This is a genomic window from uncultured Roseivirga sp. (assembly GCF_963973945.1).
Classification (GTDB): Bacteria; Bacteroidota; Bacteroidia; order Cytophagales; family Cyclobacteriaceae; genus Roseivirga.
Genome location: NZ_CAXBBV010000002.1, coordinates 314084 through 338738 on the forward strand (window position 1 = coordinate 314084; position 24655 = coordinate 338738).

Below are 24655 nucleotides of genomic sequence, written 5' to 3' on the forward strand. Positions count from 1 at the left end.
AATCTTAACGCTTTATTAGTCTTTTTGGTGAATCAATTCACCGATAGTTATGACTTTTGGTGAATTGATTCACCAAAAGTCATTATATTTGACTTGGCTTCAGTGATATTACTATGATTAAGCGTGCACTAGAGGAGAAAATTAGAGGTAAAATAGGACGAGGAAAAGCCATTGTTTTAATTGGTCCAAGGCAAGTAGGGAAGACTACACTAATTAACCAGGTTTTAAATGGTGAAGACTTTCTTTTCTTGGATTGTGACGATCCAACTGTGAGAAATATTATTTCTACTGCGGGTACTGAAGAGCTCAAAAGCTTAATTGGCACGCATAAATTCATTTTCATTGATGAGGCACAGCGAGTTCAAGAAATAGGCTTGAAGCTTAAGATTATAATTGATCAAATTAAACCACATCAATTATTTGTGAGTGGGTCTTCCGCATTTGAACTTAACAACGAACTGCACGAACCTCTTACGGGAAGGAAGTGGGAATATGAATTGTTCCCAATTTCGTGGAGCGAACTAGAAGGGCATATTGGCTACCTTAAATCTGAACAACAATTACCATTGAGACTGATTTATGGCATGTATCCTGATGTTATTAATAACTCAGGAGAGGAGGTTGAAGTGCTTAAAGAGCTTGTTAATAGTTATTTGTACAGAGATCTTCTTGCTTTTGGCGGTATAAAGAAGCCTGAGGTTTTGGAACGCCTATTACGTGCTTTGGCTTTTCAAATTGGCAATGAATTTAGCTACAATGAATTAGCAAACCTTTTGGGTATTGATAAGAATACGGTGAATTCATACATGGATGTCCTTGAAAAAGGATTTGTTATTTATCGTTTACCTTCTTTTAGTAAGAACCTTCGCAATGAGATTAAGATGAACCGCAAGGTGTACTTCTACGATAATGGAATTCGGAATATGATCATCGGTGATTTTAAAAATCTTGATAATCGAAATGACGTTGGTGCTTTGTGGGAGAATTTTCTAATTACAGAAAGAATAAAACTAAACAGGTACTTTCAGCCTACAGCGCATTCGTACTTCTGGCGAACAAAACAAAAGCAAGAAGTAGATTATGTTGAAGAGCTTAACGGTGATGTTAATGGCTATGAAATAAAGTGGAACCCAAAGGCTAAAATAAGCTCAATTCCAAAATTCACAGAGACTTATAACAGTAGTATCTCTAGGTTGAGCAGGGATAATTTTAGGCCTTTTTTATCGCATTGATCTTGAATTAAATTTCTCAACAATATTGTCAACATTGTTGAGTTCATATAGGTGCTGCTTAGCGACATATTCATATGCCTTGGCTTCGGATTTATACTCTCTATGGTAATGAATTTCTTTCATTTCACCCGAAGGATTCGCAGAACTATCTAGAAGGTAGGCTTTCCAAACAACCGTTTCTCTAACATCATAAGGCTCAACTCCAAATCGAATACCCAATTCAAACCCAATCTTGTCTTGAGCATCATAGTAGTCTAAAAACTTACCACTTTTTATCATTTTATCCATCCAGGCAATAATAGGATAGTCAGGGTTCGCTTTCTTGATTCGTTTAATTGCCTTAGTAAATGCAGACCTATACTTTAATGTGCTCATAAGCTATTCTTCACCCCTAAAACCAAAAACAACCAACCCATAATAAAGCCCAAACCTCCAATTGGAGTGATGGCGCCCAACCATGTAACATTGGTCAATGATAAGGTATAGAGCGAACCGCTAAAAATGAATATTCCAGCAACAAAGCAAATGGCAGCATAACCAAAGAAATTGCTTTGGTAGTTGATCATGAGCATGCCCAAAAGAAAGAGCGCTAAAGTATGGTAGAACTGGTATTTCACTCCAGTTTCAAAAGTGTCCATTCGGTTGTTGGCGGTTAATGTGCTTTCCAAGCCATGCGCACCAAATGCGCCAATGGCTACGGATAACATTCCAAATATTCCGGCTAAAATTAAAACAGTTTTTGCGCTCATTATTGATTATAGTTTCTTCCTCCAAAAATAGCAGAACCAATTCTCACCATGGTGCTCCCTGCTTCGCAAGCCACTTGATAATCATTAGTCATACCCATTGATACTTCCTTCATTTCTAAATTTCTGGAATGAATTTCGTTTTTGATTTGATCGAAAAGTGCTTTCAGACCAGTAAATTCATTCTTCACCCTTTGCATATCCTCTGTATTGGTGGCCATGCCCATCAGCCCAACAGCTTTGATGTGCTTTAAATCTTTAAAGTCTTCAGAGTTTAAGAAGTCAAGTAATTCTTCTTCTGAAAAACCAAATTTACTTTCTTCCTTAGCAATAAACACTTGCAGTAAACAAGGGATAATGCGCTCATTTTTCTCTGCTTGCTTATCTATTTCTTTTAAAAGTCGATCACTATCCACTGCATGAATAAGGTGAACAAAAGGAGCAATATACTTTACTTTGTTTCTTTGGAGGTGGCCAATCATGTGCCACTCAATATCTTTCGGTAGTACTTCGGCTTTTTCTGTAAGTTCTTGAACTTTGTTTTCGCCAAAAGCACGCTGCCCAGTTTCATAAGCTTGTAACAAATCTTCCTTGGGCTTAGTCTTACTTACGGCAATCAATTGAGCACCGAATGGTTTTAAAATCTCGAGGTATTTTTTTATGTTGTTTTCTACACTCATTTGAGTCGCCTTATTTTCAGTAGTACTTTTGTTTATATTTGAAACTCTCAGTAGACGCCAAAGTTAGAATAAATTCGCTTGGAAGAAGGCTTACTGACCATATGAAAATGAATTGAATGGCCATATTAGGGACTATACTTAAAAAAGGAATAAAGCTTAGGGAAACACTTGAACAGGATTATACATCGCCCTATGAGCTTCAAAAAAAGGAATTGTCGAAACTGCTTATTAGCGCAAGAAACACGCAATTTGGTAGAGAATATGATTTTGTAAGTGTACTTGAGTCTTTCAGAAATCATGGTGGACACGATTTTCTGGATAAGTTTAAGGCCAATGTACCAGTATGCGATTATGAAAAAATAAATGCGGATTGGTGGCATAAAATAAGAGAAGGAGAAGAGGATGTTTGCTGGCCGGGAAAAACCAAGTTTTTTGCTTTGAGCTCCGGTACTTCGGGCGCAGCCTCAAAATATATTCCAGTAACAAAGGATATGATCCGCCAAATCAGAAGAACTGGAACTCGACACATTTATACGCTTTCTAAATACGATTTGCCCGATAAATTCTTTCAGTCTGGTATGCTCATGTTGGGAGGGAGTACTTCTCTCAATTTCTCTGGTAACTACTATTATGGTGATTTGAGTGGGATAACCACGGGACAACTTCCGCTTTGGGTTCAAGGATTTTCGCGCCCAACCCCGAAGATTAAAAAGAACAAAGACTGGGCAGCTAAGCTGGACGAAATTGTGGAGTCGGCTCCAAAATGGAATATCGGGATGATTGTAGGTGTTCCAGCATGGATGCAAATTCTTTTAGAAAGAATTATTGAAAGGTACCATGTAAAGGATATTCACGAGATATGGCCAAACCTTCAGGCTTTTGTGCATGGAGGAGTGTCTTTTGAACCTTATAAGAAGGGTTTCGAAAAATTGTTAGGAAAGCCAGTTCATTATATAGAAACTTATTTGGCCTCTGAAGGATTCTTGGCCTTCCAGTCTGAGCCAAAGAAAAAATCGATGAGACTTGTGCTCAATAATGGTATTTTCTATGAGTTTGTACCTTTTAATGATAGGAATTTCAGCCCTGATGGTGTCCTTGTTGATCACCCAGAAACGGTAATGATTGATGATGTAGAGGAAGGGAAGGAGTATGCATTGCTAATTTCGACATGCGCTGGTGCTTGGCGCTATCAAATTGGAGATACCGTTAAGTTTATTGATAAGAGAAATTCAGAGATTATAATTACAGGTCGTACAAAACACTTCTTGAGTCTTTGTGGCGAACATCTTTCTGTTGATAATATGAATCATGCCATTGAGCTGGCTGCCGAAGAATTGAATATTAGCGTAAAAGAGTTTACTGTAACGGGCGCTCCTGACGGCACATTGTTTTCTCACAAATGGTATGTAGGTACGGATGATCAGGTGGATAGTGAGGAGCTATGTAAGCTAATTGATACGCACCTTAAAGTGGTGAATGATGATTATGCGGTAGAGCGAAAGCATGCCCTGAAAAATGTCACTTTAGAAGTTATTCCAACATCTGTTTTTTATGATTGGATGCGCTCAGAAGGAAAAGAAGGAGGTCAGTCTAAGTTTCCGCGAGTGCTTAAAGGAGATCACCTTCATAGCTGGGTTGAATTTATTGCGAATCAACCCCGAAAGTCCTGATGCATCATATTTTAAATGGTATTTTATTCGGGCTTTTACTCTGTGTGCTTATAGGGCCTGTCTTTTTTGCACTCATCCAAAATAGCATTGAGAAGGGTTTTTGGTCTGGCTTTTTTATGGCGATTGGAGTAGCCTTAAGCGATGTATTCTATATTGTAATCACATATTTTGGAGTATCAAAACTCGTAGAGAATGAGTCCTTTAAAATGTGGTTGGGTGGTGTAGGCGGAGTGATTATGCTCACTTTTGGAATATTCTATTTATTCAAATCAGTACCAAAAAAGTTGGCTCCAACCAAAGTGAATGGAGGTAAAGATTGCTTTAAACAGGTGCTAAAAGGTTTTTTTCTGAATGGAGTAAATCCATTCGTCTTGTTTTTTTGGATTGGGATAGTGAGCAAAGTATCCCTTGATTTTGAATACACATCAAATCAGGCACTGGGTTTCTTTATTGCTTTAGTAGGCACCGTGTTTATCGTAGATGTACTAAAATCGCATTTCGCTACTAAGCTTAGAGAAATTGTAACGGCTCGTTTTATGAGAATCATGAACCGTACTGTAGGAGTAGCTTTGATCTTTTTTGCCCTTCGTTTGCTTAATTTCTTGCTCGAAGGTTTTGGAATAGACCTCTTTGCGTAGCCATGAAAAAATCACTCATTCTTACCTTGTTTTTAGTTTTCATCACCTTTCAGGCGCTTGGTCAGTCATCTGACCTGACAGCATTCAATGCCAACCGGCTGGAATTGAATAAAGTGGGGATGATTGTTTTGGGAAGTTGGGCTGTTGGGAATTTTGCCACGAATGCGGCTTTACTAAGAAACCCAAGTTCTAAAGAGCAAGGCCATTTTTATAGGATGAACATCTATTGGAATGTAGTCAATTTAGCGCTGGCCGTTCCTAGTTTACGCAACTCCCTAATTACCGACCCAAGCTCAATCAGTTTAGCGGAATCCATTGGCGATTATCACCAAATGGGTAAAGTGCTTTTGATCAATGCTGGGCTAGATGTAGCCTATATTACGGGTGGTTTCTTAATGAAAGAAATGGCCAAAACACGACAGAACAAACAAGACCTGTTGAATGGCTACGGTAAGTCTTTAATCCTGCAAGGAGGATTTCTCTTAGCTTTTGATGTAGTAATGTATGGCTTGCTACAATCCAAGAGCGAAAGCTTGAATAAAATACTGGAAACAGTAAGCGTAAATGCTGACGGGGTTAGTCTTGCTTTTAGGTTTTAGTCTTTAACTCTAAAGAAATATGTAGGGCGTTTTTTTCGGCCGAAGATAGGTCTTACTCTCTTTCTTGATAAACGGCCATTTTCTTGTACTTTAAAAAGCTTATTGTTTCTCCTGAATAATTTATCAAACCTGATATCGGTCAATTGACCTCCAGAAGATAATTGACTTGAAACAAAATCTTCAATTGTAATTACACCCGAACTTTGGTCAGCTGACAGTACAAAACTATCCAACTCCCTGTTTAATCTTCCATCTGACACCCTTAATGTGTCATAAACTGGAGTGACTTTTAGGAATATGAAGTTATCGCTTTTATACCATTCACCTATTGACCAACTTGAAGCTAAGTCGAACGTCCAATTATATATAAAAGTCGAGTCAGATCTTAATTCTAATTTTTCTCCGAAATAACTTCTGTAATTTCCTGAAATACTAGATTGAGCATCAAGAGTTTTTTCTGCAACAAAGAAAATGGCTATCAATACGAACATTATATACTTATGTGAAATGCACTTCATATTCATCATAATCTAAGGCATTCAGATAAACTATACAATACTAGTTAAGTATTGTATCAGTGGATTGTAAGTTTAAATAGAGAAACGATCAGTGTTCCTTTCTAAAGAAGTTTAGGATATTAATCCTCCAACACGTTACTCACAAAAGTGCTTTTTGAAAGCATAAAGAGTATAAAGAAAACCAAACCCCATTTGGCATAAATAGGATAGAAGTCTGTAGTGTTTTTATAGCGGGTTTCTTTTATTTCAGCTTTCTCATATTGATCGATTAAGCCAAAAACATTTTGAAGTGCTGCGTTATCAGAAGCACGATAAAACTGGCCATCGCCAATTTCGGCAATCTTCCTTAGCGTAGTTTCGTCTAGTGTGTTTTCAATATAGTTTGGTCTTCCAAAGAAGTCTTTTCCGTAAGGTACTTTTCCATCCTTACCAATTCCAATAGTATAGATTTTTATACCGTAGGCAGCAGCCAATTCAGCAGCCGTAATTGGGTCTATATTTCCAGCAGTGTTGTCTCCATCACTCAATAAAATCATCACCTTAGAAGCTGTCGATGATTCAGTCATTCTGTTGGTTCCAGTAGCTATTGCACTACCAATAGCAGTGCCTCTATTTTCAATTTTATCAAAGTCTATTTCGGTATCAATAAAATTGCCTAGAAGTTCGTAATCCGTAGTTAAAGGAGAAAGCGAATAGGCATCGCCAGAAAAAATCACGAGGCCAATTCTATCTTGAAAGCGACCATTGATGAAATCACGAGCAGTCTGTTTTGCCGCTTCAAGTCGGTTGGGCTTAAAGTCCTCAATCTGCATGGATTCAGAAATATCAATGATTAACATGATGTCAATACCTTCTGTCCATTGCTCTACTTGTTCGTTAGTGCGCTGCGGCCTTGCTAAAGCAATAATAAACATGGCCAATGCCAGTGCTATTAATAAGTTAGGAATGATTCTTAAATAGCTTGTCCAACTTTTTTCAATGTCTTGTTTAGGAAGGGCTACGGCTAGCTTTTGCTTTACTTTAGTGCCAATAAGCCACTTTAAAAGAAATAATATCAGAATTAACGGCAGTGCATAGAGAAAAATCTCAAACGCCCAATCAAAGGATTTGAAACCCTCAGGGGTAAACCACTCTATTGAAAGCCAACTGTATTTCGATTCGTCAAGCATTTTTAATTACTTCTGAAATGTGATTATAGCGGTCTTGAGTATAGTCTTTCAAAAACTCAAAATCGTTTTGTAAGGCAGAAACAGTGGCCCTACTGTATATGTTTTTATCTATGGATTTGAGCGTTTCTTCCAAGCTAGAACTTTGCATTAGCAACACAATTTCCTTAGTGGTTAGCTTAGTAAATGGCAGATTCTCTAAACCTTCCATATAGCTCTTCCAATACTTTAATGTCTTTTCAATATTCGCTTTTGTAGTGTCATTGCCCAAAGCATCAATTTGCTGATCGAAACCAGTTTTGAATTTCTCAAGGCCTTTTTTCAATCTGTACAGTCTAATTTTTTTCCTGATGTCCTTACCCCAAACTACCAACACAATGATGGCTAGAATGCCCAATACGATTAGCGCGATAATGAAATATGGATAGTTGAACTCAAGAGATACAGGCCTGTAATAAGAGTTCTCTTCCATGTTTACACTATCAGGCATTTGGGTAACTACCTGATCTAGAATAATGGAATCCATCAAACTGAAATTTGGGATACTATCACTTTCTGTAATTAAGAATACAGGTAGGGAAAGTCTTTGAACCGTATCAATTTCAAATGTAGTAAGGTAATATACAGCACTGTCAATACTGTTTGTGTCGTCCGATTGAGTATTGAAATACTCTTTACTTACTAGTTCAAACGGAGCAAAATTATAAAGCGAATCAGGGAAAATGACTGACCTGTTCTTTTTGTCTTTGTAACTAAATATGAATGGAACCGACTCACCAATTTTTACACTGTCTTTAAGAAAAAAACCAACGGGTTTTGTTTCCTGAGCGTGTAATGCCTGGCTTCCAGTAAAAATTAAGGCGGCTAGAATGGTAAGTTTAACGATCTTAATCACGTTTCATTGATTTATTTCGCAGTTTGAAAAGTTTGATGAGCTGAGGAATGTAATAATCCTTGGTATTGATTTCAACATAGTTGATCTGATGTTTTCTGCAAAATTTCTCTAAGTCATCTTTGTTGGTGGAGTATCGTTTTTCAAGTTTTTTTCTGAAATCCTTCGATGACGTGTTTACCCAAACCGTCTGTCTGCTCTCTTTGTCATAAACGGGAACAATGCCCAAGTTTGGCAAATTCGTTTCTCTATCGTCTTTCAAATGAATCACCACAAGGTCGTGCTTATTAGCGATAGTCCGAAGGTTCTTTTCGTAGTCGTTATCAATAAAGTCTGAAATCATAACCACTACACTTTTTTTGGTAATGGCCTCAAGCGCCAAAGCAATTGCCTTGCTCAGGTTAGTCTTGCCAGATTTCGGCTTTAAAGAATAGAGCTCATGTATAATGGCATAACCATGTTTTGCGCCTTTTCCAGACTTAACAAACTTTTCTTTTTGATCTGAAAAACAAATTAAGCCTACGCGGTTTTGCTCTTTCACAGCCGAAAGTGTCAAGACCGCTGCAATCTCTTTCCCAATGTCTACTTTTTGAGCACCTGGGTTTCCTATTTCCTGAGAACCACTAACATCGAGCAAGAAGAAAACGGTTTGTTCTTTCTCTTCTTTAAAGGTTTTTACAAAAGTGCCATGCCCTTTGGCCGAACTGTTCCAGTCTATATTCCTTACATCATCGCCATAGTGGTATTCGCGCACTCCGTCAAACTCCATTCCCGAACCCTTGAAAATGGAATGGAAATCCCCTTGCATCCGAGAGTTGATGGCTTTTCTAATTTGTATTTCGTACTTCCTAAGCTTGGAAATTATGTGCTCCATATCTAAAAGGCCAAAAATAGAATTAAATCGGTTTTATTCAGCGTCAACAATCTTAAATTTGGTTAACGGGTACTCTGGTACAGTTCAGAATACGTTACCTTTGTTAAAATCGTTTGAAAACCGAAGTTGAAAATAAAATTGAGGATTGAGTGTGAAAAAGCTTTTTTTGTTGGCGGTTAGCTGCTTGTTTTTTACCTGCGGTAGTAACGAAGAGGTACCCGAAGGATTATTGACCAAAGAAGAGATGGTCAAAGTGATGATTGATATCAGAGTTGCAGAAGGACAAGTCACCCACTTGTTGCTTCCTCAAGATTCTGCTGAGAAAGTATTTAAGGTGCTGGAAAAGAGGATTTTCGAGAAACATTCAATAGATACTGTTGCTTATAAAAGTAGCTATCAATACTATTTGCTTAATCCAGAATTAGGGGGTGAAGTATTCTCTACCGTTCTTGATAGCCTCAATATTATGAAAGAAAGAGTTACCAACGACAGATAAGAACAATACCCCATTACTGAATGCTTTACCCCCCGAATTTAGAAGAAAAACTAGGTTTTGATAAGATCAGGACAATGTTGCTTGAAAAATGTGAGAGCAACTTAGGTGCCCAGTTCGTTTCAAAAATAAAATATTCAACAGATCGCAATTCTATAGATAAGTGGTTAGAACAAACTCATGAGTTTACTAGAATTATCCAAAGTGGCGAGCTTTTCCCTAACGCAAACTATATCGATGTTTCTTCGCACCTAAAAAAGGTACATATAGAAAACTCATTCCTTTCTGAAGAAGAGTTTTTCGATTTGTTGCTGGTTTTTAAAACTGCCGACCAATGCTTAGACTTTTTTAGCCAAAAACGAGATGATTACCCTGAACTGACTCAGCTTACACACCCCCTGCTTTGGAATGATGAATTGCTTTGGTCCATCGATAGAAAATTTGACGAACGCGGAAAGCTAAAGGATAATGCTTCTGCTTTATTGGGAGAGATTAGAAAAGGAATTTATACCGAACAGCAAAGGCTTAGAAAAGTACTTGATGGCATTTTAAGACGAGCGCAAAAAGATGGTTTCACACCAGATGATGTGTCCATTACCATACGAGAAGGCCGAATGGTAATTCCAGTTTTGGCGGAATACAAAAGAAGAGTGCGTGGTTTTGTGCATGGCGAATCTGCCACGGGACAAACGGTTTATTTAGAGCCTAGCGAAGTGCTCGAAATCAACAATGAAGTACGGGAATTGCAATACGCAGAAAAGCGCGAAGTCATTCGAATTTTAACAGCACTCACCGATGAGGTGCGTCCTGAGTTAGAGAACCTTTCAGGAATCATGAAGTTCTTGGGTATCATCGATTTTATTCGAGCTAAAGCTCGTTTTGGGATTGATATTGATGCCATAAAGCCTATTTGGAACGAGAACAAAGGCTTTGAATGGAATGAAGCTCGGCATCCTTCGCTTTATCTTTCTTTTAAAAAACTGGGAAAGAAAGTAGTGCCGCTCAATATTTCGCTCGATGCTGAAAAACGAATTTTGGTCATTTCTGGCCCAAATGCAGGAGGGAAGAGTGTTTGCCTGAAAACCGTTGGTTTATTGCAGTATATGTTCCAATGTGGTTTACTAGTTTCGGTAAATGAAACCTCACGCTTTACCATTTACAAAGACCTCTTTATTGATATTGGTGATGAACAGTCTATTGAAAACGACTTGAGTACATACAGTTCGCACTTGGTGAACATGAAGAACCTTTTGGGGCATGTAAATAAAGGCAGCTTGTTTTTGATTGATGAATTTGGAACAGGTACCGAACCACAGTTTGGTGGTGCTATTGCCGAAGCCATTTTAGATGAACTCCGCAGCTCAAAAGGCATGGGCGTAATTACTACTCACTATGGCAACCTAAAGGAATATGCCGACAAGCAACAGGGCTTGGTAAACGGAGCGATGAAGTATGATTTAAAGAACCTTCAACCTATTTATCAACTAGAAATTGGGAAGCCTGGGAGTTCTTTCGCCTTAGAGATTGCTCGAAAAATTGGTCTTTCAAATCAGACCATAGAATACGCGAAATCAAAAGTAGGGGTGAAGCAGGTTTCTGTAGATCAGCTTCTAGGCCAGCTAGAAAGTCAACAATACGAAGTTGAAAAGGCTGAGAAAAGAGTAAAGGCCAAGGAGAAAGAATTGGATGAATTGACCAACCAATATGCCGAACTAAAATCTCACCTTGAGAACCAAGAGAAGAAAATTCTAAACAATGCGAAGCGCGAAGCCAAAGTGCTATTAGATAGCGCTAATAAGGAAGTGGAGCGTGTGATTCGCGAAATCAAAGAAGCCCAAGCAGATAAAGAAAGGGTAAAGCAAGCCCGCGAAAGTTTAGAGGCAGCCAAGAAGAAAACTAAAATCACTTCGCAAGAAAAAGAAGTAGTTCAAATCGAGTCTGGTGCCATTGAAGTCGGTAGTTATGTCCGTATTAAGGGGCAAGAAACTACAGGGAAAGTAATTTCGATCAAAGGCAAGGATGTAGAATTGAGCATTGGGGCATTAACTTCCATGGTAAAACTGAATCGTTTAGAGAAAATTACCCGCAAAGAAACCCGTGAAAAAGCCAATTCACTTTCAGTTAAAGGTGGTGTTTCCCTCAACGATAAAATGGCCAATTTCTCTCAGAAGCTAGATATCCGTGGTTATCGTGCCGAAGAAGTGATTCCCAAGCTTGAACAATATATGGACGAAGCCATTCTGCTCGGCTTTAACGAACTTCATATTTTACATGGAAAAGGTAATGGTGTTTTAAGGCAAATCGTACGAACTCACCTCTCGTCTTACAAAGAAATTGCTCAAATGAAAGACGAACATGTAGACCGTGGAGGCGCAGGGATTACTGTAGTTACAATGAGGTAGTCATTGGTTGATTAGTATGTTAAATATCTATGGTTGTCATTTTAAGGCTATCTATTTTTTTCAAAACAACCTCTTTACACTCAACCAACTCTTGATCAAATATTACTATGTTCTTTCCTTCGGGATGTAAAGAACTATTAAATCTGATGCCATTTGCTCCCGTTATCACCTTAACATACTCACATATGAATTGAGTTGGTATATACTCCACCTCAGTATCATACCTTCTCATTGGTTTCGAAAGGTCACGACTTATTTTTTCTCTTAGCAGCTTTGCTTTAATTGTATTGTTAACTAATGTGGGTCGAAAAAGAGAAGAATGCCCTGTGAAGTCAACAATTTTAACAGACGTGTTATTACTTTTCAATTGAAAGGTCGCAATACTAATTTCATCTAAATAAGATGCTCTTACTTCATATATTACTGTATTAGGGTTATCACTAAGATATAGGTATGGTATTCCAATTGGATTTGCTCTTCCTCCTCGAGCAATTGATGGTTTGGGGCATTTCATTTTATCAAAGGTATAAGCAGGGAGGCCGCTTTCATGATGTACTCTTGCTCTGTAGAGCTTATATTCCATTTCTAATTCAAATTGAGCATTGAAAAAACCGTCCCACCCTAACTCTTCTAATTTTTCAATATTAGAAAGAAATCTTCTCGATAACTTTAATTCTTCCTTCAACTCTTCCCAGTAATTGATGTTTTCAAGAATTTCATCAGTATAATTAACCAAACTTGTAGAACTCGGTATATCCGTAGAGATAATGGGGAGCATTTCGTTTAGAATCTTGGTTGCTACATCATAAGACGAAAAAAAATGCCAGTCAGCTTGGATAATTGATTTAAGGAGTCTACCGTCATTACTTGGTTTAAAGTTGTCAATTAACTCTTGAAAAAAGTCCTGCAATTCAGCGATGTCTAACAATGGGACTTTTTTTGAGTTACAAATATGACATTCGCCTATAGTTTGAGATGATAAAATAAGGCCTTTCACCTCATTGTCAGCGAAGCAGTTTGAGCAGACGTACATATTTCTATTTAGTCTTTAAATATTCACTGATAATTATAAGGTGATTTTTTAAAGATAACTTCTTTACAGTGCCTAAGCCAGGGTAATGTTGCAGATCATAATAATCCTCGAGTTCTTTTATTGCGGAGTTGGTTAATTTATTTGCCCTGCAATAATTCACAGCCTTTTCTGCTGCTTCAGCAAATTTACCTTGAACATTGGCTATGGAATCATTGCTGTCAGAAGTAAAGTGCCTAATCCAAACCTGATGTTGTTCATTTATATATGTTAAATGAATAACAACCGCCCTCGGGGTACTTCCGCCATCACTATATTCGCTAGGGAGTACAGTGTAGTCTGAAAAACCACTATAGCCATCATCTTTGAAATATAGATGCTCTTCTGAAAACCTGTGTTCTTGAATTCCTAAGAAGTCACTATTTCTAACTTGTTTCTCAAATAAATCATCAAATCGAACATATGTCTTATTGAGACCTTTAATGTATCTATCAAGCGTTCGATTTTTCCCTGGATCTTCAATAGTTATTATGGATATATTAGGTGAGGTTACTAACTTTTTAAAACTTGGATCATCTGAATCTATGTCGTTTTGACAAATTATCATGCAGTCATTCTGATTGAACTCTGTTATAATGTCAAGGATATATTGTGTATTATTGCGGAAATGAAAAGCCGGTTTGAATGTTTTACGGTTTAATTTAAAGAGGTATTCTGAATAGTATTGGGTGTCACCTTTCTGTTCTCCATTTAAGGGGTTAACAATTAGGTAAGCCTGTTGATCATGCTCTTGAAATACCCTATAAGCTAGGTTTAGGTTGTTGAACCCTTCTTTTATAGGTTCTAATATTGGAGTTGTATAGCCTTGGGTGATTCCCTCGTTGGCCAGTTCTCTCAGGGCAATCAATTCAAACTGTCTAGCCCTTAAAAATGGGTAGTACATAAAGAGTTAATTTAGTTGTGATTTGAGCTTTTCTATCATGTTCTTTCGTTCTGTATTATTCAATTTGAGAGCTAGGCTTAGTTGATTGAACTCCCTATAATAGCGGCTTGAAATTGCGTTTTCTAGGCCTCTTTTTTTCATTTGATCGATGAAGTATTTATTTAATTGATCGTTTTGAATTTTATCGATAAGCTCCTTACATCTATCAAATTGATTAAAGCTAGTGATTTCTGGTAATTTACCATAGTGCAATTCGGTAATTTTTTTGTACTCTTTTGTGTGAAGAATATTCATGATGGTTGTTGAATCTACTTCATAGTTTGTTGTTGCATCGCGATATAGAGTAAACTTCTGACTCCCATTAGCATTGAAGGTTATCAAACCGATTTCCTCACCATACTTTTCATATATAGATAGTTTCGACTCAGGTATGATTAAAAAGATTTGATTAAAGGCTTTTTTGTAATTATGAAGTTGCCCAGTTAAGCGATTATCGGAGTCGTATTCAGTCTTTACTTCATATGCCTTGGAAATCCCATTAAACACTACAAGATCTGCTATGGCATTACCTACTCTAAACTCATTGAAGACTTTAACATCTTTTTGATCTATTTCGGAAAATAACCATTCGGTCAATAGGTTATTTTTAAAAACATATTCGTTTTGGTAATTAGCCTCTAAGATATTGTAGATGTACTTGAGGTAACCCAGATACGTATTTTTATTAATACCCCTCCAACTCTTGTCATATCTATCAATCTTATAGTTAATATTAGAGAAGTCATTTGCTAACCATGACTTGGCTTCAGTTGGCGAAAATAAGGTCGAATAATCCCGAAGTTGATTTTGGCTATATGAAATACTTCTAGACATCTAAATAAGTTAGGGGGTAGAGGTTGTTTAAGGTGTTCAGGTAACAATTAAGTTATCGTATCAATCTAAATCTAGCTATTTTGGTTTTCAAATGCTATGATTAAATTTCAAACGGATAGTATGATCCTAAATCAACTTCAACATCGCATCATAGTCAATCGACATATGCGAACTATGGTGAACAGCCTTACCGTTTTTAATTACAATGGCTTGTGGGGATTCATGTTGCACACCAAATTGTTCGGCCACAGCATTAGAAACTTCTCTAAACTGAATTAGATTTAAATAATAGATTTTCAATTGGTTACCTTCTGCTGTCCAGTTACGTTCCAAACGGTTCAGCGCCATGCTGCTGATGCTGCATCGGGTACTATGTTTATAAATCACAACCGTTTGGTTTTTGCTCTCTTCAATGATTTCAGAAAGCTGATCTAAACGCTCCAATCTATTCCATGGCACTTCAACAGTGTCTTCCTTCTTTTTATTCCAAAACATAAAACTTAGTAATTTAGCAAGTCATTCAACTTCTCTACAAGTCTTTGTTTTGGTAAAAAGTTCTCTTCTAAGTGTTTTCCGAAAGGAACAGCGGTATCCAAGCTACCGACTCTTGCTACAGGAGCGTCTAAGTATTGGAAACAGTTCTCGCCAATCCAGGCCGCTATTTCGGCACCAATACCGCCAGTAAGCGTGTCTTCGTGCAATACAATTACCTTATTGGTTTTCTTTACTGTGGCCTCAACGGCTTCCTTATCCCATGGTAGTAAAGTTCTTAAGTCTAGAATTTCAATTGAAGCCTCCGAAGTAGCAGCCAATTCTTTCGCCCAGTGTACCCCCATGCCGTAAGTAATTATGGAGATATCATCACCTTCTTTGGCAATGCTTGCTTTCCCTACTTCAACCGTGTAATAATCGTCCGGAATATTCTCTACAACTGATCGGTACATGGCTTTATGTTCGAAGAATAAATAAGGATTTGGATCCTCAATGGCAGCTGCCAAAAGTCCTTTCGCGTCTCTTGGGTTAGAAGGGTAAACGATTTTTAAACCAGGCGTGTGGAAGAACCAAGCCTCATTTGATTGTGAGTGAAATGGCCCAGCACCCACGCCAGCGCCTGTTGGCATCCGCACTACAACATCCGCATTTTGCCCCCAACGGTAGTGACTTTTTGCCAAGTTGTTTACAATTTGGTTGAAACCGCAGGTAACAAAATCAGCAAACTGCATTTCGACCATAGCCTTATAACCATTGATACAAAGGCCAAGTCCCGTACCAATAATGGCCGATTCGCACAAAGGCGTGTTACGCACCCTTCCGCTTCCGAATTTCTCTAAAAAGCCGTCAGTAATTTTGAAAACCCCACCATACTCAGCAATGTCTTGCCCCATCAATACGAGGTTGTCGAAACGTTCCATGCTTTGCTTTAAGCCATCCGAAATCGCATCAACAAAACGTTTTTCTGAGGTTGTATCGCTTTTTGGTTCAATCACTTCCTGAACAAATGGCGCATGCATGTCGTCAATTTCCATTTGAGTGGCAGGAGGTAGTTCTTCTGCATAAGCCAACTCTAAACCTTCTTCAATGTCGGCTTTGATTTTGGCTCTAATTTCTTTTTCTGCTTTAGCGGTTAGTATTTTTTCCTTCTTTAAAAAGGACTCATAATTTTCAACTGGGTCTTTCTTCGCCCATTCTTCCATCAAAGCTTTCGGAACGTATTTAGTACCGCTGGCTTCTTCGTGGCCGCGCATCCTGAATGTCATGCATTCTACAATCACTGGCTTAGGTTCTTTTCTAACCTCCTCTGCTAATTGCTTTATGGTAGAATGTACTTCAAGCAAATTATTGCCATCTACTTTTACTGCTTTAATGCCGTAGCCTGGGCCTTTGTCTATAAAATTTTTGAACCTGAACTGCTGTTCGCTAGGGGTTGAAAGGCCATAACCGTTGTTTTCAATAACGAAAATTACTGGCAAGTCCCAAACTGCTGCTACGTTAAGTGCTTCGTGGAAATCACCTTCCGAACTTGCACCGTCTCCTGTAAAGACTAAAGTAGCTTTTTTGCTTTCTTTAAGTTTGTCAGCCAAGGCAATTCCATCAGCCAAGGCCATTTGCGGACCTAAATGTGAGATCATTCCCACAATGTTAAATTCCTTCGTTCCGAAATGGAAGGAGCGATCTCTACCTTTTGTAAAGCCACTTAATTTACCTTGAAACTGCGCGAAAAGGCGACTGTAGGGAATGTTTCTGCCTGTAAAAACACCTAAATTTCGGTGCATAGGCAAGATGTATTCTTCTTGGTCGATGGCATTCACTGCTCCAACAGAAACCGCTTCTTGTCCAATTCCAGAGAACCACTTGGTGATTCTTCCCTGACGGAGGAGAATGAGCATTTTTTCTTCGATCATTCGTGGTCTAAGAATTTGCTCGTAGAGGTTTAAAAGTTCTTGTTTGGAGTAACCTTCTCGTTTAAAAATCATAGTTGTCTTGCGTGCAGTGCGAAGCAAAATTAAAGTAAACCCTCAATTGCCGAAATTAATGTGCATTATTTTTATTTTTGCCAGCCTACCCAATTGTATATGATCCAATTTGAACAATTTGAACTAAAAAACGGCCTTCAGGTCATTTTTCACCAAGACCTTACTTCGCCTATGGTGGTGGTAAATGTGCTTTACAATGTAGGGTCGCGAGATGAAGAAGAGCAGCGCACCGGATTTGCTCATCTTTTTGAGCATTTAATGTTTGGCGGCTCGCTCAATGTGCCCAATTATGACGAGCCTTTGCAGAAGGTTGGGGGAGAGAACAATGCGTTTACAAGTCCAGACATTACAAACTATTATATCACGCTTCCGGCCGAAAATATGGAGACCGCATTTTGGTTGGAATCGGACAGAATGCTTAGCCTTTCTTTCGACCCAAAAGTATTGGAAGTACAGCGCTCAGTGGTGATCGAAGAATTTAAGCAACGGTACTTGAATCAACCTTATGGTGATGCTTGGTTGAAATTGAGACCGTTGGTGTATAAAGAACATCCTTACAAATGGGCCACTATTGGGAAGGAGATTGAGCACATTGAAAAGGCGACAATGGAAGATGTGAAGGATTTTTTCCATCGCTTTTACAAACCCAATAATGCAGTTTTAGTGGTCGCTGGAAATACTACTTTGGATGAAGTAAAACGACTGAGCGAAAAGTGGTTTGGGGAAATTCCTAAAGGAGAAACCAATGTGCGAAATCTACCTCAAGAGCCTGTTCAAACTGAATATAGAGAGTTAGAAGTAGAAGCGCCTGTGCCAGCAGACTCACTGTATATGGCTTTTCATATGGAAGGTAGAGCGGATGAAAAATATTACGCTACCGATTTGTTGAGCGATATTTTAGGGCGCGGTAAGTCGTCATTATTGCACGATCAATTGGTAGAAAAACAAAGACTGTTCAGTTCGATTGGAGCTTATGTAATGGGTTCTAGTGACCCTGGCTTACTCGTTATTAATGGGCAATTGAGTGCTGGTGTTTTGCTGGCTGAGGCAGAAAAAGCAGTGTGGGATTTGATTGAAGATTTTAAAACTGCAACGATTGAAGCCACTACTTTGCAGAAGGTGAAAAACAAAGCGGAGTCGACCATAGTTTTTGGCGAAGTGGAGTTACTGAACCGCGCGATGAATTTGGCGCATGCTTGGACTTTGGGCGATCCCGACATGGTAAATCATGAGGGCGAGAAAATTCAGGCGGTTACGGTAGAAGGTATTAAGGAGCAGGCCAAAAAAATATTAGTAAAAACAAACGCTTCGGTATTAAGGTATATAGCAAAAAACGAAATATGAAAATCAGAGTAGGTTTTGGATACGATGTACATCGTTTAGAAGAAGGGAAAGACTTTTGGTTGGGTGGAATTAAGGTGCCTCATACTCATGGAGCAGTTGGTCATTCAGATGCTGATGTACTTATTCATGTGATTTGCGATGCGCTTTTAGGGGCGGCAAACCTGCGTGATATCGGCTTTCATTTTTCGGATAAAGATCCAAAGTTTAAAGGAATCGATAGCAAAATTTTATTGAAGGAAGTGGTAGCGCTTGTGGAGGCCAAAGGCTTTTCCATTGGAAATATTGATAGCACCATTTGTTTAGAGTTACCAAAAGTGAATCCGCATATTCCTGAAATGAAAAAATGCCTTGCAGGCGTTATGGGAATGGACGAAGAAGATATTTCCATCAAAGCCACCACCACTGAAAAACTTGGTTTTGTAGGTAAGGCTGAAGGTGTGGCCGCTTATGCTACAGTGCTGATTCAAAAGTAAATGGCTGAAGTTAAAATTATAGTCACCGAAGATGGTTCTCATTCGCTGTACCATGCCGAACTGAACGAAACTTATCATTCTTTTCACGGAGCGGTGCAAGAGTCGCGTTATGTGTTTCTGAAAGAAGGACTCGATTTTCTTCTTTCTAGTTTTGATTTGGATAAAATCTGGGTGCTTGAAGTTGGCTTCGGTACAGGCTTAAATGCCATACTTACTTCAGAATGGGCGGTGGCTAATCAGGTGAAGATTGAGTATACTACTTTAGAGCCTTTCCCCTTAAAAAGTGACGTGTTTGAAGCACTGAACTACCACGAATTTTTTGAGGATAAAACCGTGAAGGAGCGGTTTTTAGAGCTTCATAAGGCCGCTTGGGAACAGGAATTTCTGCAAAATAAATTTTTCACCCTACTTAAAACGGAAGCCAAACTACAAGACTTTAAAAGCGATTCACTTTTCGATATCGTCTTTTTCGATGCCTTCGCGCCAAGCAAACAATCCGAAATGTGGGATTTAGAGGTGATCGAAAAAACGGCTTCATTGCTCGACTCAAATGGTGTTTTTGTTACCTATTGTGCAAAGGGTCAGCTGAAAAGAGATTTAAAGGCAGTAGGGCTAACCGTTGAAACCCTTCCTGGCCCTCCGGGTAAAAAGGAAATGGTAAGAGGAGTAAAGTGCTAAGGCTGAAGTGGCTTTAAATTTGCAGCCAAGTTCCTATTGCATTTTGATAAATCGTATATTGAAGCAGTTTTTAATTCTTGATGATGAAAGCAAACCAATACAAACTACTCAGTTATAATCTTTTTGTTATTCTATTTTTCTTAGCAAGTTGCAAATCAGCCGAAAAGAAAAATACACCCGAGTTTACTGTGAAAAACGCTCGTGAATTTTCTCTAAATACCGAAGGGGTGAAAGAAGTAGCACCTTCTAATATGATCAAAGATGCTATAAGGCTAAAAGGTGAGATTGAGTCAGTTAAAGGTACTTCCGATCGTGGAAATACTTATGTTTTCATTGTAGAGGAAATTGTAAAGTATGGAGCAACTTTCGCTACTATAGCTCCCAAAGTAGGTGAAAAAATAAGTCTCGAAACCCCAGCCGATGTGCAGTTTGCTAAAGGAGATAAAGTGCTAATTGATGTGCTGACGCCTATTAGCAAAACAAACGACATGCTTAGTGTTACAATGGTTCAAAACTAAAAACCATGAAAACATTCTGGAAAGCAGGACTTTTTTCGGTCGTCTTTTTCGCGTTAATCATCTTTGCTTTTAATCGTCATACTGATGAATGGAAAACAGAAAAGTATGATCGTTCCATCGCATTTCAATCGCTTCCGGATTCGTTAAAAGTTGAAGATGAGGAGGGGGCTGAATTTGAAAACCCAATCAAGCGACTTCAGTATGAATATGAGATGTTGGCGAACCCAACCACGGGGAGAATTCCTGTCGGAATCAGGGAGAAAGAACTCGGTTTTGCTAAATCACAGAATCGTGCTTCTGATTTAAATATTCGAATGCAAGCAAGCAGTACGAGTCAAAGCAATGCTTCTTCTTTTGTGAGTAGAGGCCCTTTTAATATTGGAGGAAGAACCCGTGCACTTGGTATAGATATCTCGAATGAAGATGTGATTTTAGCAGGAGGTGTTTCTGGAGGTGTTTGGCGATCGGCAGATGCAGGGCAAACTTGGACTAGAACTTCGTCCGTGATGCAACTACCTGCCGTTTCTGCTTTGGTGCAAGATCAGCGAACAGGTAATACCAACACTTGGTTTTATTCAGCGGGTGAGTTTTTTGGTAATTCAGCTTCGGCCACAGGGGCTTTTTATCTAGGCGATGGTATTTTTAAATCTACAGACGGAGGATTGTCTTGGGCGGTAATTCCTTCCACCACTCAAAACGACAACACTGACCTCGGTGATTTCGGTTTGGTAGGAGAAATAATAATAGATAACTCTAATACCACAGTTCGTGAAATGTATGCCGCGCGACTGGGTAATATTATAAGAACCACAGATGATTTTACTACCTATTCCATCGTGTTGGGGGCTAATAATACTGGCTTTTCATATAGTGATATCACTATTTCTAGTACTGGAGTTCTGATAGCTACAATTGCTAACAATGTAAACAATGGGCAGAATGCCCAAGAGGGGATTTATAAGTCTGATGATGGTTTGACGTGGATTAATATTAACCCACCTTCGGGCTTGCCAAGTTCTTATGAAAGGATTGAAGTAGCGTTTGACCCTCAGAATGAAGATGTTTTTTATGCCGTTGGCTCAAACTTTTTATTGAGGCACACACTCAGCACGGGCGAATGGGTAAGCCTAACAGGTAACCTTGGAGTGTCTTCTGACTCAGGGCAAGGGCACAATACCCAAGGAGGCTACAATTTGGTAATGAAGGTTCACCCTTCAAGTTCTGATACTGTTTTTATAGGAGGCACAAACCTTTTACGAAGTGCTTCAGGCTTCACTACTAGCTCTAGCAGAGTGAACATTGGAGGATATCGGGAGGATAACAATTCAAACAGTTTCCCGAAATACAACAATCATCACCCAGATATTCATGCTTTGGCTTTCTACCCTTCAGACCCTAATAAAATGCTTTCTGGTTCTGATGGCGGAGTTCATTTGACCTTAAACAACAGAGCAACAGGAACAAGCAGTCCTGTAGTTTGGCAATCGTTGAATAATGGTTATCTCACTACACAGATGTATAGTATTGACTATTACAGGTTTGATAGGGGAGATCCTTTACTCATAGCAGGAATGCAAGACAACGGAACTTGGGGAGCTAATGAAAGCACATCTAATACTACATGGGTTGAGCTTTTTGGAGGGGATGGTTCTTTTAGTGCTATCACTTATAATTCACTATACGTTTCGGCACAAGAAGGACAGATGCGGAGATTTGAGTTCAATACCGAAAATAGTATCTATGAATTTAAAGGGGATGTCTCGCCAAGTGCAGATGATGCCGAATTTTTGTTCATCAATCCATTTATTTATGATCCAGTAAATCAAGATAGAATGTATGTGGGGGCAAGGGGTAAAGTTTATTATACCAATGATATTCGCAAAAATCCTGGCGCAGGAGATTGGTTTGAAGTCTCTTTGGGAGCTGCCAGAGCAAATGATTTTGTTTCAGCCTTAGCAGCTTCAATTGAGCCTGAAGGCGTACTTTACCTTGGAACACGTAATGGAAAAGTGTTAAAAGTTGCTGACGTAAATGTTGATTTTACAGCTGTGGAGATTACGGGCAGTAACATGCCAAACGGAACCATCACCAGTCTTTCTGTAGATCCGTCTAATGCCAGTCGAGTATTCGCAACTTTTGGAAACTACGGAGTTATTAGTGTTTGGATGAGTGAAGATGGTGGCCAAAATTGGAACTCTATTTCTGGAAATTTAGAAGAAAACGCTAATGGATCTGGTAGTGGGCCTTCCGTGCGCTATATTGAAATGTTACCAAATGGTAACTCTCCAATTTATTTTGTGGGCACCTCGCTAGGGCTTTATAAAACATCTGTTTTGGATGGCGATAACACTGTATGGACACAAGAAGCACCTGATGTTATCGGAAACTCAATTGTAAGTATGATTAAGGTGAGACCAGTGGAAGGGCAAGTAGTAGCTGCTACACATGGTAATGGCGTTTTTCAAACAAGTTACGATGTCGCTTTTGCGCCAAACATTAACTACTCAATTAACTACACTTTGCAAGAAGTTACTTTAAGAGGGCCAGTTTCTTATACTACTGGCGAAGCTTTTACTTATCAATGGGTTAAAGATGACCAGAACATTTCTGGAGCAACTAGTTCAGAGTTGCTTGTTACTGAGCCGGGGGCTTATAAGCTAAGAGTTACAGATCAATTAGGGCCTGTGGCAATTTCCAATACAATCAATATAAGTTTAGATAAAACAGCTCCTGTTATTAACTCTATTGTAAGGCTGAATCCAACAGAAGAGCAGGTGGAAGCAACAGAGGTGAACTTTCAAGTTACGTTTGATGAGCCTGTTCAAGGATTAACTACTTCTTCTTTTGAAGTGGTAGGAGCAGCATCAGGAACGGTGGCTTCGGTAACGTCAATTTCAACAACTGTGTTTAATATCCAGGTAGGAAGTATTAACGGAATAGGCTTGCTAGACTTAAACGTTAAATCTCAATCTGGAATTACCGACTTATTTCAGAATGCTTTTGCAGGCTCAATATTGAGTGAAGAAACATACAATATTGTAGACTTAACAGAGCCGAAAGCCAGTATATCAAGATCGCAGCCAACTGCAGAAGAGACAAACCGAACTGAAGTGGTGTTTGCAGTCGTTTTCAATGAACCTGTTGTGAACGTTGGAGTTGAAGACTTTGAATTATCTTCAGCATCTATTTCTGCCAATGTTGATCGTATTACCGCAAGTTCATCTACTAACTATTTAGTATTTGTTACTGGTTATTCAGATGATGGATTGGTGAACTTAGACTTTAAGACGAATACTGATATTCAAGATGAGTCGGGAAATGCATTTGATGTGAATCTCATTTCTGAAGAAAGCTATACGATCAATTCAGCTTTGGCTCCAACTGCCACTATTAAACGTAGTGCTCCAACGGTTGAAACAATCAATCGTCCAGATGTAGTGTTTGTGGTTCAATTTTCTGAAGATGTAACCAATGTTGATATTTCTGATTTTACTTTGAGTTCAGAAAGTATTCAAGGCACAATAGCAGAAATTACGGAGGATTCACCAAGAGAATACTTGATTAAGGTAAATGGATTTTCAACGGAAGGTTTGATTGACCTTGATTTTAGTAATACCACCGGAATTGAGAGTAATGAAGGTAATGTTTTTGTTGGAGGTCTTTCGGAAGAAGAAACGTATACAGTTGATTTTTCTGTTGGGCCAAGTGTCAGTATTACTAGGCAATCCCCTTTACTAGAAACTACTAACCTCACCGAAGTAACTTTTGAAGTGATTTTCTCCGAGGGAGTGACCAATGTTGATTTAAGCGACTTCGAACTTTCTTCAAGCTCAGTAAATGCTGTAATTCAAGGAGCTTTCTCAAGTTCATCTAATACAAATTATCTAGTAACAATTGAACAAATTGAATCTGACGGCTTGATTGATTTGGACATTAAGCCGACTCATGACATTGAGAATATAGAAGGTAATCGCTTCAATGGTACAGTTACACTAGATGAAACATACACTATCGAGAATATCATTACTGGAATAGATGATCCTCAGGTCGGTAATTTAAAGATCACGGTAGAGGGAAATCCCTCTTCAGGTGTCTTTAGAATTAAGTTGAATGCGGATATACCATTGGGCTTAAATTATATAGTTACTAATAGTCAAGGAACTCAGATTAAGGGTGGAACCGAGACGAGTTACTTTATGGATGAGGCGATAACTATCGACTTGAGCACTGTGTCAAACGGCATATACGTGTTAAGAGTGGAGACTCAGTATGGTTTTATTCAAACAAAACTGTTGAAACAACAGCAATAAAATATATCTTTAATATTCGTCAGAAAAACCGTTTTTAGTAATTCTTACTATTTGAAAAGGTGATAATCCACTAGTAGGTATAAAAACGTAGATCAAAACAGA

General features: G+C 38.7%; 23 protein-coding genes. 11 read left to right on the forward strand and 12 right to left on the reverse strand.

Features of this window, described 5'->3' with window-relative positions:
* Window positions 1-113: 113 nt before the first annotated feature.
* Complete coding sequence (locus AAC026_RS05755) at window positions 114-1232, forward strand: ATP-binding protein (protein ID WP_339695768.1); 1119 nt, start codon at window positions 114-116, stop codon at window positions 1230-1232.
* On the opposite strand, the gene AAC026_RS05760 is transcribed toward AAC026_RS05755, so the two are convergent.
* From AAC026_RS05760 to AAC026_RS05770, 3 genes are read right to left on the reverse strand one after another with little or no spacing between them, the layout of a single operon-like run.
* On the reverse strand, window positions 1221-1607 hold the full coding sequence (locus AAC026_RS05760) for a hypothetical protein (protein WP_339695771.1): 387 nt from the start codon (window positions 1605-1607) through the stop codon (window positions 1221-1223). The two genes, AAC026_RS05755 and AAC026_RS05760, sit on opposite strands and share 12 nt — an antisense overlap.
* Window positions 1604-1981, reverse strand: coding sequence for a DUF423 domain-containing protein (locus AAC026_RS05765; RefSeq protein WP_339695774.1), 378 nt, complete (start codon window positions 1979-1981; stop codon window positions 1604-1606). Before AAC026_RS05765 ends, AAC026_RS05760 begins: the two co-directional genes overlap by 4 nt.
* A complete protein-coding gene (locus tag AAC026_RS05770; RefSeq protein ID WP_339695777.1) occupies window positions 1981-2658 on the reverse strand; it encodes a YggS family pyridoxal phosphate-dependent enzyme in 678 nt (225 codons plus the stop codon). The genes AAC026_RS05765 and AAC026_RS05770 overlap by 1 nt, the downstream gene beginning before the upstream one ends.
* 116 nt (window positions 2659-2774) lie before the next feature.
* Between AAC026_RS05770 and AAC026_RS05775 the strand changes: the two genes are divergently transcribed.
* Genes AAC026_RS05775 through AAC026_RS05785 form a run of 3 tightly spaced genes read left to right on the forward strand, consistent with a single transcriptional unit; the run spans window position 2775 to window position 5565 of the window.
* Entirely contained in the window at window positions 2775-4328 is a 1554-nt protein-coding gene (locus AAC026_RS05775; RefSeq protein ID WP_339695780.1) for a GH3 auxin-responsive promoter family protein, read from the forward strand.
* The gene (locus AAC026_RS05780) at window positions 4328-4966 is read left to right on the forward strand and encodes a LysE family translocator (RefSeq protein WP_339695783.1); all 639 of its coding nucleotides are present in this window, start codon (window positions 4328-4330) and stop codon (window positions 4964-4966) included. Before AAC026_RS05775 ends, AAC026_RS05780 begins: the two co-directional genes overlap by 1 nt.
* 2 nt (window positions 4967-4968) lie before the next feature.
* A complete protein-coding gene (locus AAC026_RS05785) occupies window positions 4969-5565 on the forward strand; it encodes a hypothetical protein (protein ID WP_339695786.1) in 597 nt (198 codons plus the stop codon).
* Here AAC026_RS05785 and AAC026_RS05790 read toward each other — a convergent pair.
* The 4 genes from AAC026_RS05790 to AAC026_RS05805 form a co-directional block, all read right to left on the reverse strand.
* Entirely contained in the window at window positions 5562-6056 is a 495-nt protein-coding gene (locus AAC026_RS05790) for a hypothetical protein (protein ID WP_339695789.1), read from the reverse strand. The two genes, AAC026_RS05785 and AAC026_RS05790, sit on opposite strands and share 4 nt — an antisense overlap.
* 146 nt (window positions 6057-6202) lie before the next feature.
* Entirely contained in the window at window positions 6203-7252 is a 1050-nt protein-coding gene (locus tag AAC026_RS05795) for a VWA domain-containing protein (protein WP_339608059.1), read from the reverse strand.
* Window positions 7245-8144, reverse strand: a complete 900-nt coding sequence (locus tag AAC026_RS05800; RefSeq protein WP_339608058.1) for a hypothetical protein — start codon at window positions 8142-8144, stop codon at window positions 7245-7247. The genes AAC026_RS05795 and AAC026_RS05800 overlap by 8 nt, the downstream gene beginning before the upstream one ends.
* Complete coding sequence (locus AAC026_RS05805) at window positions 8137-9015, reverse strand: DUF58 domain-containing protein (RefSeq protein ID WP_339608057.1); 879 nt, start codon at window positions 9013-9015, stop codon at window positions 8137-8139. The genes AAC026_RS05800 and AAC026_RS05805 overlap by 8 nt, the downstream gene beginning before the upstream one ends.
* A gap of 151 nt (window positions 9016-9166) precedes the next feature.
* On the opposite strand from AAC026_RS05805, the gene AAC026_RS05810 reads away from it, so the two are divergent.
* A complete protein-coding gene (locus tag AAC026_RS05810) occupies window positions 9167-9511 on the forward strand; it encodes a DUF4296 domain-containing protein (protein WP_339695792.1) in 345 nt (114 codons plus the stop codon).
* Window positions 9512-9531: 20 nt separating this feature from the next.
* Complete coding sequence (locus AAC026_RS05815; RefSeq protein ID WP_339608055.1) at window positions 9532-11910, forward strand: endonuclease MutS2; 2379 nt, start codon at window positions 9532-9534, stop codon at window positions 11908-11910.
* A 19-nt stretch (window positions 11911-11929) separates the two neighbouring features.
* Here AAC026_RS05815 and AAC026_RS05820 read toward each other — a convergent pair whose 3' ends face one another.
* The 5 genes from AAC026_RS05820 to AAC026_RS05840 form a co-directional block, all read right to left on the reverse strand.
* Window positions 11930-12838, reverse strand: coding sequence for an RES family NAD+ phosphorylase (locus tag AAC026_RS05820; RefSeq protein ID WP_339695795.1), 909 nt, complete (start codon window positions 12836-12838; stop codon window positions 11930-11932).
* Window positions 12839-12947: 109 nt separating this feature from the next.
* On the reverse strand, window positions 12948-13883 hold the full coding sequence (locus tag AAC026_RS05825; RefSeq protein WP_339695798.1) for a sce7725 family protein: 936 nt from the start codon (window positions 13881-13883) through the stop codon (window positions 12948-12950).
* A gap of 6 nt (window positions 13884-13889) precedes the next feature.
* A complete protein-coding gene (locus AAC026_RS05830; RefSeq protein ID WP_339695801.1) occupies window positions 13890-14756 on the reverse strand; it encodes a sce7726 family protein in 867 nt (288 codons plus the stop codon).
* A 126-nt stretch (window positions 14757-14882) separates the two neighbouring features.
* A complete protein-coding gene (gene ytxJ / locus AAC026_RS05835; protein WP_339695804.1) occupies window positions 14883-15251 on the reverse strand; it encodes a bacillithiol system redox-active protein YtxJ in 369 nt (122 codons plus the stop codon).
* 5 nt (window positions 15252-15256) lie between these two features.
* Window positions 15257-17230, reverse strand: coding sequence for a dehydrogenase E1 component subunit alpha/beta (locus tag AAC026_RS05840; RefSeq protein WP_339695807.1), 1974 nt, complete (start codon window positions 17228-17230; stop codon window positions 15257-15259).
* Between the two features lie 99 nt (window positions 17231-17329).
* On the opposite strand from AAC026_RS05840, the gene AAC026_RS05845 reads away from it, so the two are divergent.
* The 5 genes from AAC026_RS05845 (at window position 17330) to AAC026_RS05865 (ending at window position 24553) form a co-directional block, all read left to right on the forward strand.
* Window positions 17330-18574 carry a pitrilysin family protein gene (locus AAC026_RS05845; RefSeq protein WP_339695810.1) on the forward strand — a complete coding sequence of 415 codons (1245 nt, stop codon included), beginning with the start codon at window positions 17330-17332 and terminating at the stop codon, window positions 18572-18574.
* Window positions 18571-19047, forward strand: a complete 477-nt coding sequence (gene ispF, locus AAC026_RS05850; RefSeq protein ID WP_339608051.1) for a 2-C-methyl-D-erythritol 2,4-cyclodiphosphate synthase — start codon at window positions 18571-18573, stop codon at window positions 19045-19047. Before AAC026_RS05845 ends, ispF begins: the two co-directional genes overlap by 4 nt.
* Entirely contained in the window at window positions 19048-19725 is a 678-nt protein-coding gene (gene mnmD / locus AAC026_RS05855; protein ID WP_339695813.1) for a tRNA (5-methylaminomethyl-2-thiouridine)(34)-methyltransferase MnmD, read from the forward strand.
* Window positions 19726-19805: 80 nt separating this feature from the next.
* The gene (locus AAC026_RS05860; RefSeq protein ID WP_339695816.1) at window positions 19806-20243 is read left to right on the forward strand and encodes a hypothetical protein; all 438 of its coding nucleotides are present in this window, start codon (window positions 19806-19808) and stop codon (window positions 20241-20243) included.
* 5 nt (window positions 20244-20248) lie between these two features.
* Window positions 20249-24553: a T9SS type A sorting domain-containing protein gene (locus AAC026_RS05865; protein WP_339695818.1), complete on the forward strand. Its 4305-nt coding sequence runs from the start codon at window positions 20249-20251 to the stop codon at window positions 24551-24553.
* The last annotated feature ends 102 nt before the right edge of the window (window positions 24554-24655 follow it).

Coding starts and splice junctions, on each gene's coding strand:
- AAC026_RS05830 (WP_339695801.1), bottom strand. CDS start 14,756: ATGTCTAGAAGTATTTCATATAGCCAAAATCAACTTCGGGATTATTCG.
- AAC026_RS05785 (WP_339695786.1), top strand. CDS start 4,969: ATGAAAAAATCACTCATTCTTACCTTGTTTTTAGTTTTCATCACCTTT.
- ytxJ (WP_339695804.1), bottom strand. CDS start 15,251: ATGTTTTGGAATAAAAAGAAGGAAGACACTGTTGAAGTGCCATGGAAT.
- AAC026_RS05780 (WP_339695783.1), top strand. CDS start 4,328: ATGCATCATATTTTAAATGGTATTTTATTCGGGCTTTTACTCTGTGTG.
- AAC026_RS05765 (WP_339695774.1), bottom strand. CDS start 1,981: ATGAGCGCAAAAACTGTTTTAATTTTAGCCGGAATATTTGGAATGTTA.
- AAC026_RS05865 (WP_339695818.1), top strand. CDS start 20,249: ATGAAAACATTCTGGAAAGCAGGACTTTTTTCGGTCGTCTTTTTCGCG.
- mnmD (WP_339695813.1), top strand. CDS start 19,048: ATGGCTGAAGTTAAAATTATAGTCACCGAAGATGGTTCTCATTCGCTG.
- AAC026_RS05770 (WP_339695777.1), bottom strand. CDS start 2,658: ATGAGTGTAGAAAACAACATAAAAAAATACCTCGAGATTTTAAAACCA.
- AAC026_RS05760 (WP_339695771.1), bottom strand. CDS start 1,607: ATGAGCACATTAAAGTATAGGTCTGCATTTACTAAGGCAATTAAACGA.
- AAC026_RS05845 (WP_339695810.1), top strand. CDS start 17,330: ATGATCCAATTTGAACAATTTGAACTAAAAAACGGCCTTCAGGTCATT.
- AAC026_RS05860 (WP_339695816.1), top strand. CDS start 19,806: ATGATGAAAGCAAACCAATACAAACTACTCAGTTATAATCTTTTTGTT.
- AAC026_RS05825 (WP_339695798.1), bottom strand. CDS start 13,883: ATGTACTACCCATTTTTAAGGGCTAGACAGTTTGAATTGATTGCCCTG.
- AAC026_RS05840 (WP_339695807.1), bottom strand. CDS start 17,230: ATGATTTTTAAACGAGAAGGTTACTCCAAACAAGAACTTTTAAACCTC.
- AAC026_RS05805 (WP_339608057.1), bottom strand. CDS start 9,015: ATGGAGCACATAATTTCCAAGCTTAGGAAGTACGAAATACAAATTAGA.
- AAC026_RS05755 (WP_339695768.1), top strand. CDS start 114: ATGATTAAGCGTGCACTAGAGGAGAAAATTAGAGGTAAAATAGGACGA.
- AAC026_RS05790 (WP_339695789.1), bottom strand. CDS start 6,056: ATGTTCGTATTGATAGCCATTTTCTTTGTTGCAGAAAAAACTCTTGAT.
- AAC026_RS05815 (WP_339608055.1), top strand. CDS start 9,532: ATGCTTTACCCCCCGAATTTAGAAGAAAAACTAGGTTTTGATAAGATC.
- AAC026_RS05775 (WP_339695780.1), top strand. CDS start 2,775: ATGGCCATATTAGGGACTATACTTAAAAAAGGAATAAAGCTTAGGGAA.
- ispF (WP_339608051.1), top strand. CDS start 18,571: ATGAAAATCAGAGTAGGTTTTGGATACGATGTACATCGTTTAGAAGAA.
- AAC026_RS05795 (WP_339608059.1), bottom strand. CDS start 7,252: ATGCTTGACGAATCGAAATACAGTTGGCTTTCAATAGAGTGGTTTACC.